Genomic DNA, 16,063 nt, shown 5'->3' with positions numbered 1-16,063 from the left:
AAGATAAGCGCCCTCTTGTAATAAGAAATTACCAGAATCAATGCTAATATTACCTCCATTGCCTTTTGCTCCCCAGTACACTACATTGCCAATTTCACTCCCAGAACCGATAACCATTTCTCCTATCGCATTGAGCGTAATATTCCCTGCAACAGTTTCAGGTGTCCCCAAACCTTGTGCAATACCAGCAGAAAGTACACTTTCTTCCAAAATTTCTAAATTTCGGGCATTGACTGCAATATTACCGCCACCAGCACCAGTTACAGATACACGTGCTTGATTAGTAAGGGATACATCTGCACGAGTTACATTCTCAGGAAAACCTAAGCTCAAATTATCCCCATTCCAGAGAAGATTTACATTTCCAGCTTCCGCCAATCCTCCTAACTCTATGTGCCCACCAAAAGCATTTAATTGCCCACCATCCATGCTGACATTACCACCCACTAGCAGCAAACTCTTTCCATCTGGAACTCTTAACCCAATTGCATCAAAACCCTCCAGGTCTTGTCCTGCTAGTGCAATTGAATTATTTTGAATCGCTGCATTTTGATTAATTTGATTAAACAGCAACGCTGAAGGATTAATAGTTAATAAGGGTGCTGCTTGGGGATTTGTAGCGCTAAAAATTCCTTGATTACCAAATTGCACAGCATTGGCGGTAGTCCCAACAAAGGAACCGCGCACATCTAAACTGGCATTCTTGCCAAATAAAATGCCGTTGGGATTGATGAGAAACAAATTGGCAGTACCATTAACTCCCAATGTGCCCAAAATATTTGATGCTTGCTCACCTGTGACCCGCGTTAAAATATTTTGCACTCCGGCAGGGTTGCCAAAATACACTCTTTGCCCATCATTAATATTAAACTGAGTAAAACTATGAAACAGATTGCTGCCGCGTAAAGCGCCACCGTCAATTTGGTCGGCATTTACACCATTAATTAAAACGTTGGGTGTGAGGCGAGAACTTTCTGCACCTAAGGTGTTGTCGGGGTTGATTTGAGCTTGGGCTGGGGCGAGCAGGCAGAAGAAAAGAATGCTAGCGATCGCATGATCGATTCCGTATTTATTGAGCATAAAAAGTTGAGTTTAAGAAATATTATGAACATTTGAGCTTTAGGTAGAAAAATCATCAAATCTTGTAGTAAGCACTTTTGTACTTAAACATGAATGACTAAAGTTTTTACTACAAAATTTATGACTATATGCTTTATTTGATTTGCGATGTTGTAGATGATGGTGGTTGGGTACACACATCTGTTACAAATTTTGTGCGTTGAGCAATGAAGGATGATGAGGGGTTGTCAACTTGGTAAAGCACCTGGAAAGCATCAGCCCAAGGGTGAAAAGTACCAGATTCAGTTGTGTGTTTGATTTCGTAATTGAGAAAGTATTCGGCTTTTTTGAGCGCAATTTCTTCTGAAGAGGCTTTGGTGGCTTTGAGTTGTTGCTCTAATGTTTGCAAGTCTGCTTGAATTTTTTGGCGATCGCTTGCAGGCATGATTTTAAATGTTGTCCAAGGAGTACTCTCAGGGCTTCCTGATAATTGCCATTGATAGAGTTTGCCAGGTTCTAAAGATTCTTGAGCATTGTAGAAAACTTTTTGATCTGCGATATTTACAGGTTGTTGCCATACTACTTTTTGGCTGTCGTACTCACGAACCACTAATTGCGCGGCTTGATTGGTTCCTGAACTGTGCCATAAAAATAAAGGGCGATCGCTCCAAACAATGTATGTTTCAACTAAGCCAGGTGCAATAGGACAGATTGTTCCCCCCCTAGCCCCATTTCGTTTTTTGGGACGACGCTGAAAAATTGTGGCAATCCAATCTGTGGATTGTTGAGCAATGATGTATCCAGATTGAGGAATGTGTTGTTCGTTAGCGATCCCACCAGATGCGATCGCTAAGGGAATGAGTGCAAAGCTAAATAATTTATGCATGATTATTTCTCCTTGTAGCTGGTAAAACGTAGGCTAAGAAAACTGACGAGGGTAAAAACCAAGGAAGTAAAATCGCGGCAGATATATATAGTTGCAATCCTGCAAGACCGTAAAGAATAACTGCACCCACTGCACCTGCCATAATTTGTCGACGACGACTGAGGCTTAAACGCGGCTGAATTCTAACAATCAAGACAGTGATTTTAGCGAGAATAATTGCCACCCCAATCATCCAAATATCGGGGATAGGAATTACCAAGCGACGGTTGAGGAAATGGTGAATCATGTATGCTAAAGTTTCACCACCTGTCAGCCACTCTTGCTGTGTCCAATAACTGACGGCGGTTGGGGCTGGAGAGCGATCGGGTGTACCGTGAGCAATCCCCAAGCGTTCATCACTACCAACTGCGATCAAAACTACCTGTTTGGAAAGTAAAGGGAATTTGTTGATATTGGGATTTTCAATTAATTGCCAAGCGGGAATGGTGGTATAAACTTGCTCGGGGGGAATTGAGTAATCTAAGATGGGCTGTAAACCAAAAGGCGATCGCCATTGCGATAATGCAGATAAGTTACCCGGTTTTTGATGCTGCTGAATTACATTTAGGAGTTCAGCCCGTAGATTTTGCTGTCGGTTCGTTTGGGGTTGCGGTAACGCCTCGACTTCTTGCTTGGCTAACTGTACGAGAGACAGCAAATATGGAAACGGGCAAGTTTTACGACAATCTTGTTTAACATCTGGGACTTCCAGAAAATTTGGGTAAGCATCGATGTATCCTTGCAATGTCCAATCCCAGTCATTAATCCTTAGTGCTTCATTTGCGCCTACTTCTCTGTTTTCTTCCAAAACAGCCGCAAACATTAACCACATATTTGCATCTACTGCTTGACGTACTGCTGCACCTAAATCTCGATCTGCCGATGGGGGATCTTTTTGTGGTGTATCAAATATAAAATCTAAGCCGACAACGGAAGCATTTAACTTTCTCGTACTATCTATCAACTTGGCGATGTAACTGCGGTTCATTGGCAAAAGTTGTGTATTTGGGAGTCCGGCACGGTAAATCGACTCTGTATCGATTTGGACTAAAGCGACTGGGGGCGCTTCCTCCGATGAGATTTGGCCTGTCGTGTTGCGGTAAACTGACTGAGTAAGTAATCGTGTCTCTAAAAGTAGTTCTTGGAACGGGACAAGCACGCCGAGACTGAGACTCACTGCGAGAGCGATCGCCTCTAAGCGATTTGGTATACTTTGACGCAGGTGTTGTTTCCATCGAAACTGCGAAATACGGTAGAGTGAGGCTCCCGGATGGCAGAACAGAGAAGGCACTAAGTAAGATGAAGGATAAGTGTGGCTTTTATCCATCCGCAGAAATTGCCGCGCTTCTGTTAAAGACTCGTATACATCAAGATGCTTTGCTAGCCCTTGTAAAAATCGCACCATAAATCCTTGGGCGACGCTGTTATGAATGGGTTCACGCATCACCACCACTTGGCCAAAACCTAAGTCAATCAACGCATCAGCAATACTTAAGCCACTGCATGAATTGAAAATTGCTACCTGAAGTCCACGTTTGTTCGCGGCGCTGAGTTGTGGTGCAATTTCGCTAATCGAAATCGACACACCAGGCGCAATCCCCAATTCACCGCCTGTCAGGTCTGTTTCATTACTGTGTCCAGCAAAAAATAATACGTCCCAACCACGGTCATCGGCGATCGCATCAGTGATTTCTTGAATTACTTCCGCTGCTGTGTGTTGTGGTTGCCAACCAACAAACTCTACATCAGCAATCCGCAACAATGATTTTAGTGACTCTTTTTCGGCTTTAAAATTCAACCCAGTATCATCACCCAAAATTGCTAAAATGCGGGGTCGTCCTTGACGTTTTTCTTGCGCTTGTGTGGAAATATTTAAAGGTGTGCGAATAAATTGAATTGCATGATTGGTTGCAAATTCATTACCTAATTCCCAGGCTTCCCAAGGGAAACGAGCTAATTCTAAAGGCGCACAGGTGAGAAATATTTGTACTGCTTCGTTAGTTTCGGTCTTTTCTTTAATAAGTTGCTGACTTGCTTGAGCAATTTGGGCACGAATTTCATATAATTCCGCACTGCGTAACCAGCGATGAAACTCATACATCAATTTAGCTTCTGCTTTCACAAGTTCCGCGTGCCAGTCGATGGTGAGTCTAGCTACACCACCGTCAACAGTGCGTCCGCGCATTTGGTCGGAGCGATAAAAGTTGAGATATGCTCGTTGCCAGTCTTTATATAGTTGAGTTAGAGCAGGGGGATAGTTAATTTGTGTGGTTAATCTTTGACCTTCTCCCCAAGCCAGTTCAAATAAACAAAATTGCTCAATTTTTTGAACTTTTAAATTAAAAATATAGTTGTTATTTTTCATATTAAAGTTATTAATTTTTATCTCACGTAGAGCCACAGAGGAGAGAAAAGTAGATTTAAGTAGCTCAATCTAATTAAACATGAGATGTCATTACGTTGGCGGAACGCCTTCCCGTAGGGTACGTAACGCAGTGGAGCGTAGACGCGTAGCGGCTTCCCGAAGGGTAGTAATCGCAAAAACTCTATTTTAAGTTTTTTAAAGTTGACCTACTTATCTGTGATTCGTTATTTTTTAATTAAACTTATTGTTCAAGCATTATCTAACTCCAAACCAAAAGGCGGAATTTCAAATACAACATCATCAGCAGTTATGGTTACCCAAAATCGTTCGTTCCAATTGCCAATAACTTGAGCATAGAGTATGCCTTGACTGGTATCTGATAGAGATTGCTCGAATAATTGTTTTGTTTCATCACGCACCTCTAATGTTAGGGTATTTGTCATTTGTGCTTGTGGTTGAGGACTTAAGGCAATTAGCAATGTCCATTCAGGATTATCTGGTGTTTCTGTTAGTTTCCAAGTGATTGCATACATTCGCAAACTACCTTGTTCACTATCTAAATCACGGTAAGCACCCCGCGCTGATGAGGGAATATAAACTCCTTTTTGTTCTAAACTGGCGCGAATTTGGTCAAAATTGTCTTGTAAGGAACGCAATTCTGATAATGCTGGTAACGGCATCAGCATCCAACCCAATTCTTGAGCAACTATATCGATTTTATTGTTTAACCAAAGACCAACATTAATTAGGGGTTGTACAAGGGAGGGAGTTACAACGTTGTAAACCCAATTAATTAAATCTGAGTTACTTAATAATGTTATGCCTTCGTTAACTGTGAGTAATTCCCAAGGATGCTGTTTTTGCAGTTGAGGTTTTATTCTCGATAGCTTTTGCTTTAACGCCGCAACTGTATTAGTTCCTATTGATGGAATTGCAGGTAGCTCAATTGCATTTGAATTTAAACAGCGTAGACTTAATAGTAATGCGTTAGCATCAGAATTAAAACAGGTTTGGGGTAAGGTATATGTCCAATCTTGCTCTACTTGCAACCTTGCCGCTTCTTGATAACTAAGGTATTGCTCGTAGTTCATAAACCCCGATATAGCAACCTGCTGTTCTTCCTCCTCAACCTGCATCAGCACATAGAAATGAGCAGCAAAATCAGGGATATGAAAAACTGCATGAGGAATGCTATGTTGGTCAGTTAAAACGCTTGCAGTGATGACACAAATTTTAAAAGCACCAACCTGAATATTACAAGCTGCTGCTAACAAATTGGCGGTTGCTGGTTGCCAAATTGAAGCAGAATCACTGTGTATTTGTAAATCAGGTGCGCGTTCCTTAAGCCATTGCTCAAATCCTAAAGTTCCCAACGCACAAAGGTAAACTTGCCAGCGTTGCTGTGACAGATAAATTGATTCAGCTAGACGTACAGCTAGTTGTAAATGTTCTGGTAATAATTCCGTTTGAGTATCATTCAGCGAATGCCAATCAAGATAATCGTTGAAATTTAAATTTGATGTAGGTTGGTTAATCATAAATTAGTTATTTGTCATTTGTCATTTGTTATTTCTTCCTTGTCCTCCTTGTCTTCTCATTCTCTTACTTCGCGTCCTTTGCGGTTCGTTAAAAAAAGTAATTCACAACTCCAAGCACAAACCTTATCTCTCTTATCTTCTGCCACGCCACTTGCTTTAAGCCGGGAAACCCGTCCAACGCAGTGGCTCATCTGCCTACTGCCTTCTGCCTTCTAAATAACGGCATAAACGACGAGCTAAAAGGCTACATAAAGGCTGATTACGTACTGGATTTTTCGCTTCAGATTCGGCTTCTTGGATGATGTTAGAAATCTGTTCCTCTAAAATCAATTTCAACTGTTGATCTAAACGTTGCAAGCGTTCAAAATCTGTGAATTGTTGAGCAATATCTAAAACGCGATCGCGTAAATTCAACAATAAATTTTGTCTAATATCAGCACGCAATTCATTGAGCTTTAAAAACCGCGTTACCTCATATTGTTTTTGCATCCCAATTTGCGGGGCAATTTGACTCATTGGTTGACCTAGGCAATGAAAAAGATGTAACGCAGTGACAAATGATTGAGCAATTTCTTGATTACTACGTTTGCGTTGCAACTTATCTAGAAAAGTTTCCACAACTTTAGAAATAGCTTTATCTAAAGATTCTAGAAATTCCTTTTGATATAACCGTATAAATTCAGTTGTTTCATCGTCAACTTGGGTAAGTTGCGATCGCTCTACAATGGGTTGAATCTCTGGCCGATCGTAAGGAAATGAGGAAACATAGCCTCCTTGAGCTGCAATGCGGTATTGTCTGAGTTTGCTTGCAGTTGCTTGCAGTTGACTTAACACTACTTCCTTGCTGATTGTGCGATTAGTTCGGCTTTGCAAGTCATTAACAATGCGAGTTAACTGTTCCGATGTGGGGAATTGGCAGGGTTGCGTTACCCCAGCTAGCCTTTGTTGCAAGCGGTCTTCGCGGTAAACTGCGTGATAACTTACCAACAATTGGCAGACTTGCTCAATTTCTCCTGGTGTTAAATGATACATATCTGTGAGAATTCGTTGTAATTCTTTGGGATTTGTATCGTTCAACAGTGCCCAATCGCTAACCAAAAAAACACCATGCTGGAGTAAAAACCGCTTGATTTCTGGGTTTTGTTTAACATAGCGACTTACCCATGTATTCAGCGAACCTTTAGCTGGATCAAATGTTTTTAAGACTTTCGTCGCTAAAGATTGATAAGAAGATGTACTTGCTTTTGCTTTGGTTGAGGTTTCCAAAATTACTTGGTCATCCAAGACAAACGGCAATAAATCCTCACACTCAAAACCGTGACGATTGCCAAACCTGATCGCCAAATCAAGGCAAACTTGATAGATTTGGGAAGATATGTAGCACCGCAGACAAATTTCAGCTAGGTTTGTTTCTTCAGTGTTGACTGCTTCAGCTAGTTGTATTTGTTGCCAAAGGTGGCGAGTGATCGCAGTATCAGAAAGCTCAACTCGATCTGTAAATTGTGTTTCAAAATAATTTTTAGCTGCAAGTATCATTTCCACCCGGCGCTTGCTCGTAGAGTCTAGCTTGACCAATTCCCAGAATTTTGCTGCTACCACGGTATTTTTACTGAATTTCAGCTAATCATTTTTAATTCTTTCACCTCCTTTAAGCAAAAGCAATTTGTTTAACGAAAAGCAGCAGGGAAGGAGAATCACCTCGACTCTGTATTAACTTCAATTCCTTATATTTCTGGCGAGGGGAAACTTATGCAAAATTTTTGGGATTAATTATGTCATTGCGAGTGAAACGACGCAATCGCTGGGTTTGGGATTGCTACTCTGCGAGTTCTCCTTGGGAGTACCCTACGGTCGCAATGACGCTACATGATATATAAACCCTGATGAATAGAATTTGCAGCTAAATAAAGTGCGATCGCAGAACAATGTTGCAATAAAAAATGTTCGTAGTTGCGCTTTAGCGCCCTATCAATTAGAAATCTAATACACAACTTTAGCCTAGACACGCCACTACCAACTGGCGAGGGGGAACTTATGCAACATTAGTTCATTTATGCCAATTTGTTTGTAGTGCGTAGATGCAGAGCAGCTTGTCGTAGACATCGCCAATCTTGTAAAGTAAAAACTCAAGAGCGATCGCGCCTGCCTTACCCTGAGTTCAAATTTACCCGCGTTCACAAGCGATCGCATTTAGACACATCTAAATATTGGCGTATCTGTAACCTTGATTCGATAAATTACCCAACTCCTGGGCGGAATAACTAGCAATTTAAATTTAACCAGTCGATGCAATGGCATAACAAGGCGATGCAATGGCATACAGGGCGATGTAATGGCATAACAAACCGATGCAATGGCATAACAGGGCGATGTAATTCAATTGCAGACTGATGCGATCGCATTGTTACGCGATACAAGCAAATTGCCCGTAGCCATTAGGGTATATTATTGCTGAGGATACGGCACTAGTTCTGTTTAGTGATTTTGTAATTAATCTCGTAAAACCAAAAACTTATCTCATCACCGCGACTTCGCTCACTTCGACTTCTCTGGGAGACGCTACGCGTAGCTTGCTTCCCCGTAGGGGTACGCTCAGTGAGCGCGTACCTGCTTCTGGTCGCCGAGCGGAGTCGAGGCGCTACCGCCATTCCCCCTGCACAGTAAAAGCTGCCCAGTAATAAGGACTGCGCCAATCTGAGCCTTTCCATAACTTTCTTTGGGCTGCACGCAACGCCTCAGCCGGGGTTTTACCTTGCTGCAACATCTGCTGATAAAATTCCTGCATTAATATTGATGTACCTTGATCGTTAACTTCCCACAGCGACACCGCTACCCGTGCTGCGCCTGCATACATCAATCCCCGTGTTAAGCCGACTAATCCCTCACCGTTAACGTCTTTACCTAGTCCAGTTTTGCAAGCACTTAAGACAATTAACTCTGCGGGGTAGTCTTGGTTAAACAAATCTCCCAAACTCAATTTACCGTAGATTAAGTTGCCTTTTTTATCATATCTAGACAGTATAATGCCGGATAACTCCGGTTCCTTGGGGTCAGCGATTCCGTGAGTGGCAAAATGGAGAATCCGGTATTGATTTAAAGCGCCGCTAGTTGCCCAATTATAATTGGCATCAAAACCGAAGGCTTGCAGTCTGTTTGCCGATGGTATAAATTGTAAAATTGCTTTGGCTTCGTCTGCTGTGTATGGTAGCCTGTTCCAACCATTGCGTTTGAGGTTGTTGGCAGAACGATTCAGGGAAGATTGTTCTAATTGAGCCGGAATATCCAGATTATCGGCAATAGGTTGGGGTTTGTCAGCTTCTCGGCAATCTGTGGCATTGAATACTGGATCGGCAAGGATGGCGAGGGCTTTGGGTGCGGGTTGACGCTTAGCGAGTTGTTGGCGTTGAAATGCGATGGTTGAGGCTGAAGGTAAATTGACGATTTCATGGTTTACCATCAGTGGTTGATATTGATTTGCAGTTACGTCAGCCAACGCTGCAAAGGGAATAGTTTGCAGTCCACCATCAGCCACAATTACCAAACGCTTTTGGGCTAATTTATCAGCGACGGGTGCAAGGATGAGTTTACTAAGTTGTTGTGCGTTGGCAATGGCTAAGTCACTCCCAGTTGGTTGCTGCAAACTTGAATGGAATTGTGTGGCGACTTTTTCTATTTCTTTGCGTGGGGGGAGTGTGTAAACTTGCATTGATGTGGGAGTGACAGCCCACAAAAAGCTGCGTTCTTCTCCCAAGGAATACTGCAACAGCAGCGTGTCTTTATCAAGTTGTTGCTGGATTTGCGGTAATTTGAGAATATCTTTGTCTGGATCTGGATTTGTCAATTTCGCATATTCGGGGTTAGTAGCACGAATTTTTGTTTGCACATCCTGGTATTGAGCCAGAAGATTGCTGATTTCTGTAGTGAGTTTTTGAAGAGATTCTTGAGTTTTCGGATCTTTGTTATTTGCTGAGGTTTCTAAATTGCGCCGCAGTGTATCTTTGGCATCTATTTGCTGTAGTAACCTGCGTTCTTGTTGTATTAGTTCTGGGTTTGCACCTTTAATAATTTTGGCATTAGCTTCATTTAACAACTCTATGAGACTTCTAGCGCGGGAGCGTTCGCTGTAGTGCAAGGCTAATGCAGCGTATCCAAGGGACGGTTCTTTTTTGTGCAGTTCCATCAGCAAGTCGATGTAGAATTTGTAATAACTCTGCTTTGTAGCGAAGTAAGAAGTGCGGAGTTCTTTGCTGTCAATTTTAGTGCGTAATTGTTCGATAATTTTAATAGCGGCTTCTACGTTGGTGCGAGATGCTTGCAAATTACCGCGACTGCGTTCTAGAAAGGCGATGTTGTAGAGGGTAGTAGCTTCCCCTCCCTTATCGCCCACCGCACGCCACAGTGGGAGTGCATTGTTGTAATATTCCAAAGCTTTCTGCTTTTCTCCTAAATCGTCGTAAACTGCGCCGATATTATTCAGGGTTCTAGCTTCCCCACTCCTGTCACCCACCCCCCGAATTAGTGGCAGTGCATGGTTGTAATATTCCAGTGATTTCTGTTTTTCCTCTAATGCGGAGTAAACTAGCCCGATATTATTGAGGGTAGTAGCTTCCCCACCTCTGTCGCCTATCGCCCTCAAGAGTGGGAGTGCATTGTTGTAATATTCCAGTGATTTCTGCTTTTCCCCTAAATCGTTGTAGACAGCACCGATATTATTGAGGGTAGTAGCTTCCCCACCCCTGTCGCCCATCGCCCGCAAGAGTGGGAGTGCATTGTTGTAATATTCCAGTGATTTCTGCTTTTCCCCTAAATCGGAGTAAACTAGCCCGATATTAACCAGAGTGTAAGCTTCCCCACCTCTGTCGCCCACTGCACGCCACTGTGGGAGTGCATTATTATAATATTCCAAAGCCTTCTGCTTTTCCCCTAAATCGGAGTAAACTGCGCCGATATTATTCAGAGTTCTAGCTTCCCCACCCCTGTTGCCCAGCGCCTGATACAGTCGGAGTGCATTATTATAATATCCCAAAGCCTTCTGCTTTTCCCCTAAATCGGAGTAAACTACGCCGATATTATTCAAGGTAGTAGCTTCCGTATCACTGTCGCCCACCGCCCGAATTAGTGGGAGTGCATTGTTGTAATATTCCAAAGCCTTCTGCTTTTCCCCTAAATCGGAGTAAACTAGCCCGATATTATTGAGGGTAGTAGCTTCTCCATTTCTGTCGCCCAGCGCCCGAATTAGTGGAAGTGCATTGTTGTAATATTTCAATGCCTTCTGTTTTTCCCCTAATGCCTTGTAGACTGCGCCGATATTATTGAGGGTAGTAGATTCTCCATCCCTGTCGCCCACCGCCCGATATAGTGGGAGTGCATTGTTGTAATATTCCAATGCCTTGTGCTTTTCCCCTAAAGCATTGTAAACATAGCCAAGCCATACTAAAGTTCTGGCTTCTTCTGTTTTATCCCCTACTCTCTGCCACAACACCAGCGCTTGTTGCCATTTTTCTATCGCCTGTCGCAGTGATTCTGCTGTACCTTGTTTGTACAGCGCCATCCCCTCATAAAAGGCTTTTTGTGCGGCAGCGCGGTTTGCATCTTGCTGTGTTGTGGTTGGCTGCTGTGCAATCTGCGTCTGTTTAAGTGTGGCTTTTGCCCCCACTGACTCGGATAATAAAACCACACTCAGCAAGCCGATTAAAGTGTAAAGTTTAAACTTGGGTTTGAGATATGTGAAGAAATCGCTTTTTATCATTTTATTGTTCATATTTAAGTTGCTAATTATGCACAGCGAAATTCGTACCGCATCAATGCAGCGTGCAGCGATAAATTATTGAATGATTTTCAGAATATATACTGAGCTAGATGGGATTTAGTTTAAAGCTTGCATGAAAATTGGCTGAGGCTGGTTTCAGTTTTCGCAACAAAATTTTGAGAGATTGTTTACTCATGGGTGTTTTTCCTCACTTCCCTGATATTTATTTCTGAGAGACGAGGACTTATGCAGTTTTCGTGTTTTGTTACCAAATTTATCGATTGCGAAGGTTGCGAAGCGAAATGTAGACACGTACTCCTTCGGAGAAGCAAGCTACGCGGAGCGTTGCCGCAGGCTAGCGGCTTTCCGAAGACTAGCAATCGCAAACTACTCATACTGCGATTGCTTCGCTTCACTACGTTACGTACCCTGCGGGAAGACGTTCCGCCAACGCAATGACAAATTATGTTTTTACACATTTGGGATGCTCCCAACACGAAGTGGCTTTCAGCGTTAAGCGTTCGCCGAAGGCGTTCTCGAAGAGTAGCTATGCCGTACCCCTACGGGAAAGCAAGCTACGCGCAGCCTCTCGTAGAGAAGGCTTTACGCTTGCAATGAGTGTAAATATTTTTGTTTAGGTATTTAGAATTTGTGGTTCATCTTTTTGCATAAGTTTTAGATGCTGAGAAATATGTGTTAAGTGAAGGGTCAACCAAAGGATAAGATGATATATGAATAGTAAAAAAGCCGCTACAATTGGGATTTTGTTACTCGGAATGGGATTGTTTGGTGTAAATCCAGCAAGTGCTAAAACATCTACAAATAATTTAACTGAAAGTAAAACAACTATTTCTCAATCATCTGCCTATACTATCGCTCAATACTCAGAAGCAAATTCTCCTCTTTATGGAAGCTGGAAGTTAACCTACAGTATTGATGGAGTTGTGTATGAAAGTGTTTTAATTATGGATGGGTATAAAGGTGGAATGGGAACCACATTTTACGACCCTAACTTACGAAGAACTAGGGTTATCTTGCAAACTATGTATCTAAAATCTTCATCTAAAGGATTAATTTTAGTTGGCTATAATCCTACTGATTACGATACCAAAAAACCCGTTCGCACCTATTCTCCCGATAATTTTTTAATATCTCTTTTACCTGACGGTTCATTACTAGTTATCAATTGCGACAGCGCAGGAAGATGCTCAGATGTTGATTTACAAGCAATAAAGTAATATCAATTTCAGTATATGTAGGGTGGGCATCGCCCACCAAAACCTTGATCTGGTGAGCAGTATCGCTTATCCCGCAATCTCGCCGTCACCTCCGGGTGCGACTAATTGAACAAAGCCTGCCTTCGCAGGCTAGAATTTCTTAGCTGCAAAGGCAGGCTTTGTAGCGATAGCCCCAGGCTTCCAGTTCTTGTCATTACCCACATTTTTGTAACAGTCAAAGTATCGCGTCTACCGACATCCCGCCCTGCAATAAATTGCGGGCTAATAGCTAAAGTACGTTAAAACGCACTAATTATTCAGGATATTACATCGCTGAGTCTACTTCAGTAGACTTGAGCTATTAGCTTTGGAATTGATTCCAAAGCGGGATAACAACGAAGCGGGAGATTGAAAATATCTGGGTAATGACAAGGCTTCCAGCCTGCGGGCGTTATTGCTGCCTAATTTTGTCCGAAGTATTGCTTGTTTCCTCTTGAGAGAAGCATTTCAACAACAGATAGCGCTTTGGCTTTAACAGGTTCGCGGCTGTTTGCACGTAAGTACCATAGCTTTGAGGTGGCAGAACGTGGAAGCATCCTCTGTCGAGAATTAAGTCAAAAGATTGTTCCAGACGACTGTTAAGAATATCATCTTGCCGAAACGAAATTTCTAATCCTTTCTGGTTTGCTTTTGCTGCTGCCTGACGAATGGCAGCCTCTGACAAGTCTGTCGCCATCACTTGGAATCCTCGTTCGGCTAGCGCGATCGCTTGGGTTCCGGGCCCTGTTCCTAAATCCAGCACTGAACCATTGCTTAATTCAAGGTTGAGGAGGGCTTCTTCGACATCTGGATCTAAGCTAGGGTTAAACCAGGGCATGGTTTCAACAGCTTGTTCTTGATAGAGCGCTTCCCAGTTGGGAAATTCTCGTTGAGTCATCATTAGTTACCTTTTCTATTTATATTAGCTTTCTCGTTATGCTTAAACGCAGGATGTCCTAGCGGTAAGGTGAACCAGTGATTTGATAGGGCACTTTTGCCTTAATGGGACATCCTTATTCGACCTGCTTAACTAGTAATTTATTTGCTGCAAATCTCCTAAAAAGTATTGGGTAAAGGTAACTAGGGGTTGCCGCAAGCATCGTAATGTCACAGGGATTTGTATATATACCTTCGGGGGATGGGGTCGAAGTTGGGGAGATGATGCGGCGGTATCCTCTTGAGCTAAAAGAGTAAGCAGCAACCTCTACGGGGAATGCTCCAAGGCGCATTTCTAACCTTGGTTGATTGCGCTTGGCTCCATATAGATAAGTTCCCAAATGTGGCTATCTAAGTCAGCAAATCCATGTGCATACATAAAACCGTGATCTTGTGGTTCACTGTAAGTTGTTCCACCAGCGGCGACTGCCTGGCGAACCATTTCATCGACTTTTTCTCGGCTATCACAGGACAAACACACAAGCACTTCTGTACTTTTGGTGGCATCACAAATTTCTTTAGGAGTAAAAGTCTGAAACTTCTCATACGTTAAGAGCATGACGAAAATATTTTCGGACACAATCATGCAAGTGGCAGTTTCGTCAGTGAATTGAGAATTAAATTGAAAGCCGAGTTGAGTAAAAAACTGGATCGATTGATTGAGGTTTTTAACTGGCAGATTAACGAAAATTTGAGTACTCATGGATTCTTCTTGTGAATTATTCTACAGTTAAGGGTCAGCCAAAAAGCGCTGAGGTTTGATTCTAGGGGAGATGCCCAAAAGCACCTCCCGGCAAGTCAAGCGGTCTTCTGGCAGTTGACCATCCACGGAATGCCGAATTGATCGAGCAACATACCAAAGCGGACAGACCAAAAGGTTTGATCGAGCGCCATCTTCACTTTTCCGTTTTCTGCTAGGGCATGAAAGATGCGTTCTGCCTCCGCTGGCTCGTCAATGCTCAACTGCACGTAGAAGCCTTGGGGTGTTTCAAAGTATCCTGGTGGACTGTCAGACCCCATCAATAATTGATCGCCCAAATCTAGACAGACGTGCATGATTTTGTCATGCCATTGGGCTGGTATATGTTCTGCTGTGGGGGCATCCCCATGAGTAAGCATCATGACGATTTTGCCGCCCAAACATTGTTCATAGAATTTGAACGCCGCTTCACAGTTGCCGTTGAAATTGAGATAAGAATTGATTTTCATGATGTGCTGTTTTGATTGGTTCATGATTGAGTAAATTGAATTATGGGTTGAGCGTGAATACGGCTTGAGAGGTATGTGGATCAAATGGAACCGAGATATGTTCATGTAGGATCTGCCATTCGCCTTGATTGCGTTGGCAGACAGCAGTGATCCGCATCCAAGTCTGCATTGCTGGATGGTCTACTTCCATTCCTGTAAAGTGCGAGAGCCAATGGGCAACCGCCAAGTCGTCATTGGCTATGATGTTGAGGTCTCTTGTTTCTATCTCAAAGGAGTCTGGGAAGTAAGGCAAACACTCTGACCACACTTGACGTAAAGCCTCTTTCCCATTTGTTTGGAATGGGGGTTTTATATCAAAGATGATGACCTCGGTGGCATAGTGGGACATGATCCGATCAACATCCTTAGCGCAAATTGCCTCTTGTTGATCGGCAATCAGTTGGCGAATCTGAGCTTCGTTGCTTGTTATCGTGCTTTTAGCTGTCATTTAAGTATCTCCTTTTGATTTAAGATTGAGCGCAGGCCCTAATGCTCTGGCAAACCTGCAACTTCAATTACGGGGCGAATTTCGACAGTGCCGACTTGTGCTGCTGGAATCTGGGACGCGATCGCGATCGCGGCATCGAGATCTTGGGCATCGATGAGAAAGAATCCGCCCAATTGTTCTCGTGTTTCTGCAAATGGCCCGTCGGTTACAAGCGGTTTGCCATCGCGCACCCGGATGCTAGTTGCCGTTGCGACAGGGTGGAGCGGAGCGGTAGCTAGATACTGCCCATTGGAGTTGAGTTGCTGTGCAAGCTGCGCGGATTTCATATAACAGTCTTCTCGCTCGGTTTCGCTCAGGGCATTTTCCTCCAGGTAAATCAGCAGCACATATTTCATTGGGTTGCCTCCTTTGTTTCCCTTTGTAATTCAGTCGAACGGCGATCGCTCAAATCGACACCTCACCAGAAAATTTTTTATCATTAGATACAATCGAGCTTTACCCGTGTTGTTTCCCTGTGTGAGTAAGTCGAACGGCAATCG

General features: G+C 43.0%; 13 protein-coding genes. 1 reads left to right on the top strand and 12 read right to left on the bottom strand.

Going from position 1 to position 16,063, the window contains the following annotated elements; all coding sequences use genetic code 11:
• From BV372_RS16360 to BV372_RS16335, 7 genes are all read right to left on the bottom strand, one after another.
• Window positions 1–1,080, bottom strand: a 1,080-nt coding sequence (locus BV372_RS16360) for a filamentous hemagglutinin N-terminal domain-containing protein (protein ID WP_143845155.1), incomplete at its 3' end; no start/stop codon positions are given.
• 133 nt (window positions 1,081–1,213) lie between these two features.
• A complete protein-coding gene (locus BV372_RS16355) occupies window positions 1,214–1,945 on the bottom strand; it encodes a hypothetical protein (RefSeq protein WP_086687555.1) in 732 nt (243 codons plus the stop codon).
• Window positions 1,938–4,349 carry a CHASE2 domain-containing protein gene (locus tag BV372_RS16350; protein ID WP_086687554.1) on the bottom strand — a complete coding sequence of 804 codons (2,412 nt, stop codon included), beginning with the start codon at window positions 4,347–4,349 and terminating at the stop codon, window positions 1,938–1,940. Before BV372_RS16350 ends, BV372_RS16355 begins: the two co-directional genes overlap by 8 nt.
• 248 nt (window positions 4,350–4,597) lie before the next feature.
• Window positions 4,598–5,887: a DUF1822 family protein gene (locus BV372_RS16345; RefSeq protein ID WP_086687553.1), complete on the bottom strand. Its 1,290-nt coding sequence runs from the start codon at window positions 5,885–5,887 to the stop codon at window positions 4,598–4,600.
• Window positions 5,888–5,943: 56 nt separating this feature from the next.
• Window positions 5,944–6,078, bottom strand: a complete 135-nt coding sequence (locus BV372_RS37680) for a hypothetical protein (protein WP_256973262.1) — start codon at window positions 6,076–6,078, stop codon at window positions 5,944–5,946.
• A 4-nt stretch (window positions 6,079–6,082) separates the two neighbouring features.
• On the bottom strand, window positions 6,083–7,486 hold the full coding sequence (locus BV372_RS16340) for a hypothetical protein (protein ID WP_086687552.1): 1,404 nt from the start codon (window positions 7,484–7,486) through the stop codon (window positions 6,083–6,085).
• Between the two features lie 1,039 nt (window positions 7,487–8,525).
• Complete coding sequence (locus tag BV372_RS16335) at window positions 8,526–11,648, bottom strand: tetratricopeptide repeat protein (RefSeq protein ID WP_256973261.1); 3,123 nt, start codon at window positions 11,646–11,648, stop codon at window positions 8,526–8,528.
• A 719-nt stretch (window positions 11,649–12,367) separates the two neighbouring features.
• On the opposite strand from BV372_RS16335, the gene BV372_RS16330 reads away from it, so the two are divergent.
• On the top strand, window positions 12,368–12,874 hold the full coding sequence (locus BV372_RS16330; protein WP_086687551.1) for a hypothetical protein: 507 nt from the start codon (window positions 12,368–12,370) through the stop codon (window positions 12,872–12,874).
• Between the two features lie 430 nt (window positions 12,875–13,304).
• On the opposite strand, the gene BV372_RS16325 is transcribed toward BV372_RS16330, so the two are convergent.
• The 5 genes from BV372_RS16325 to BV372_RS16305 form a co-directional block, all read right to left on the bottom strand.
• Window positions 13,305–13,793: a class I SAM-dependent methyltransferase gene (locus tag BV372_RS16325; protein WP_086687550.1), complete on the bottom strand. Its 489-nt coding sequence runs from the start codon at window positions 13,791–13,793 to the stop codon at window positions 13,305–13,307.
• A 330-nt stretch (window positions 13,794–14,123) separates the two neighbouring features.
• On the bottom strand, window positions 14,124–14,531 hold the full coding sequence (locus tag BV372_RS16320; RefSeq protein ID WP_086687549.1) for a VOC family protein: 408 nt from the start codon (window positions 14,529–14,531) through the stop codon (window positions 14,124–14,126).
• Between the two features lie 95 nt (window positions 14,532–14,626).
• Window positions 14,627–15,037 (bottom strand): VOC family protein, encoded by a 411-nt coding sequence (locus BV372_RS16315; RefSeq protein WP_086687548.1) that lies wholly within the window; start codon window positions 15,035–15,037, stop codon window positions 14,627–14,629.
• A 40-nt stretch (window positions 15,038–15,077) separates the two neighbouring features.
• Window positions 15,078–15,524 (bottom strand): nuclear transport factor 2 family protein, encoded by a 447-nt coding sequence (locus tag BV372_RS16310; protein WP_086687547.1) that lies wholly within the window; start codon window positions 15,522–15,524, stop codon window positions 15,078–15,080.
• Between the two features lie 38 nt (window positions 15,525–15,562).
• Window positions 15,563–15,919, bottom strand: a complete 357-nt coding sequence (locus BV372_RS16305) for a YciI family protein (RefSeq protein WP_086687546.1) — start codon at window positions 15,917–15,919, stop codon at window positions 15,563–15,565.
• Between the last annotated feature and the right edge of the window lie 144 nt (window positions 15,920–16,063).

The organism is Nostoc sp. T09 (assembly GCF_002154695.1).
In the GTDB taxonomy this organism is placed as follows: domain Bacteria; phylum Cyanobacteriota; class Cyanobacteriia; order Cyanobacteriales; family Nostocaceae; genus Aulosira.
Note: the sequence above shows the minus strand (reverse complement) of the source record. Positions and strands in the feature narration are given on the sequence as shown.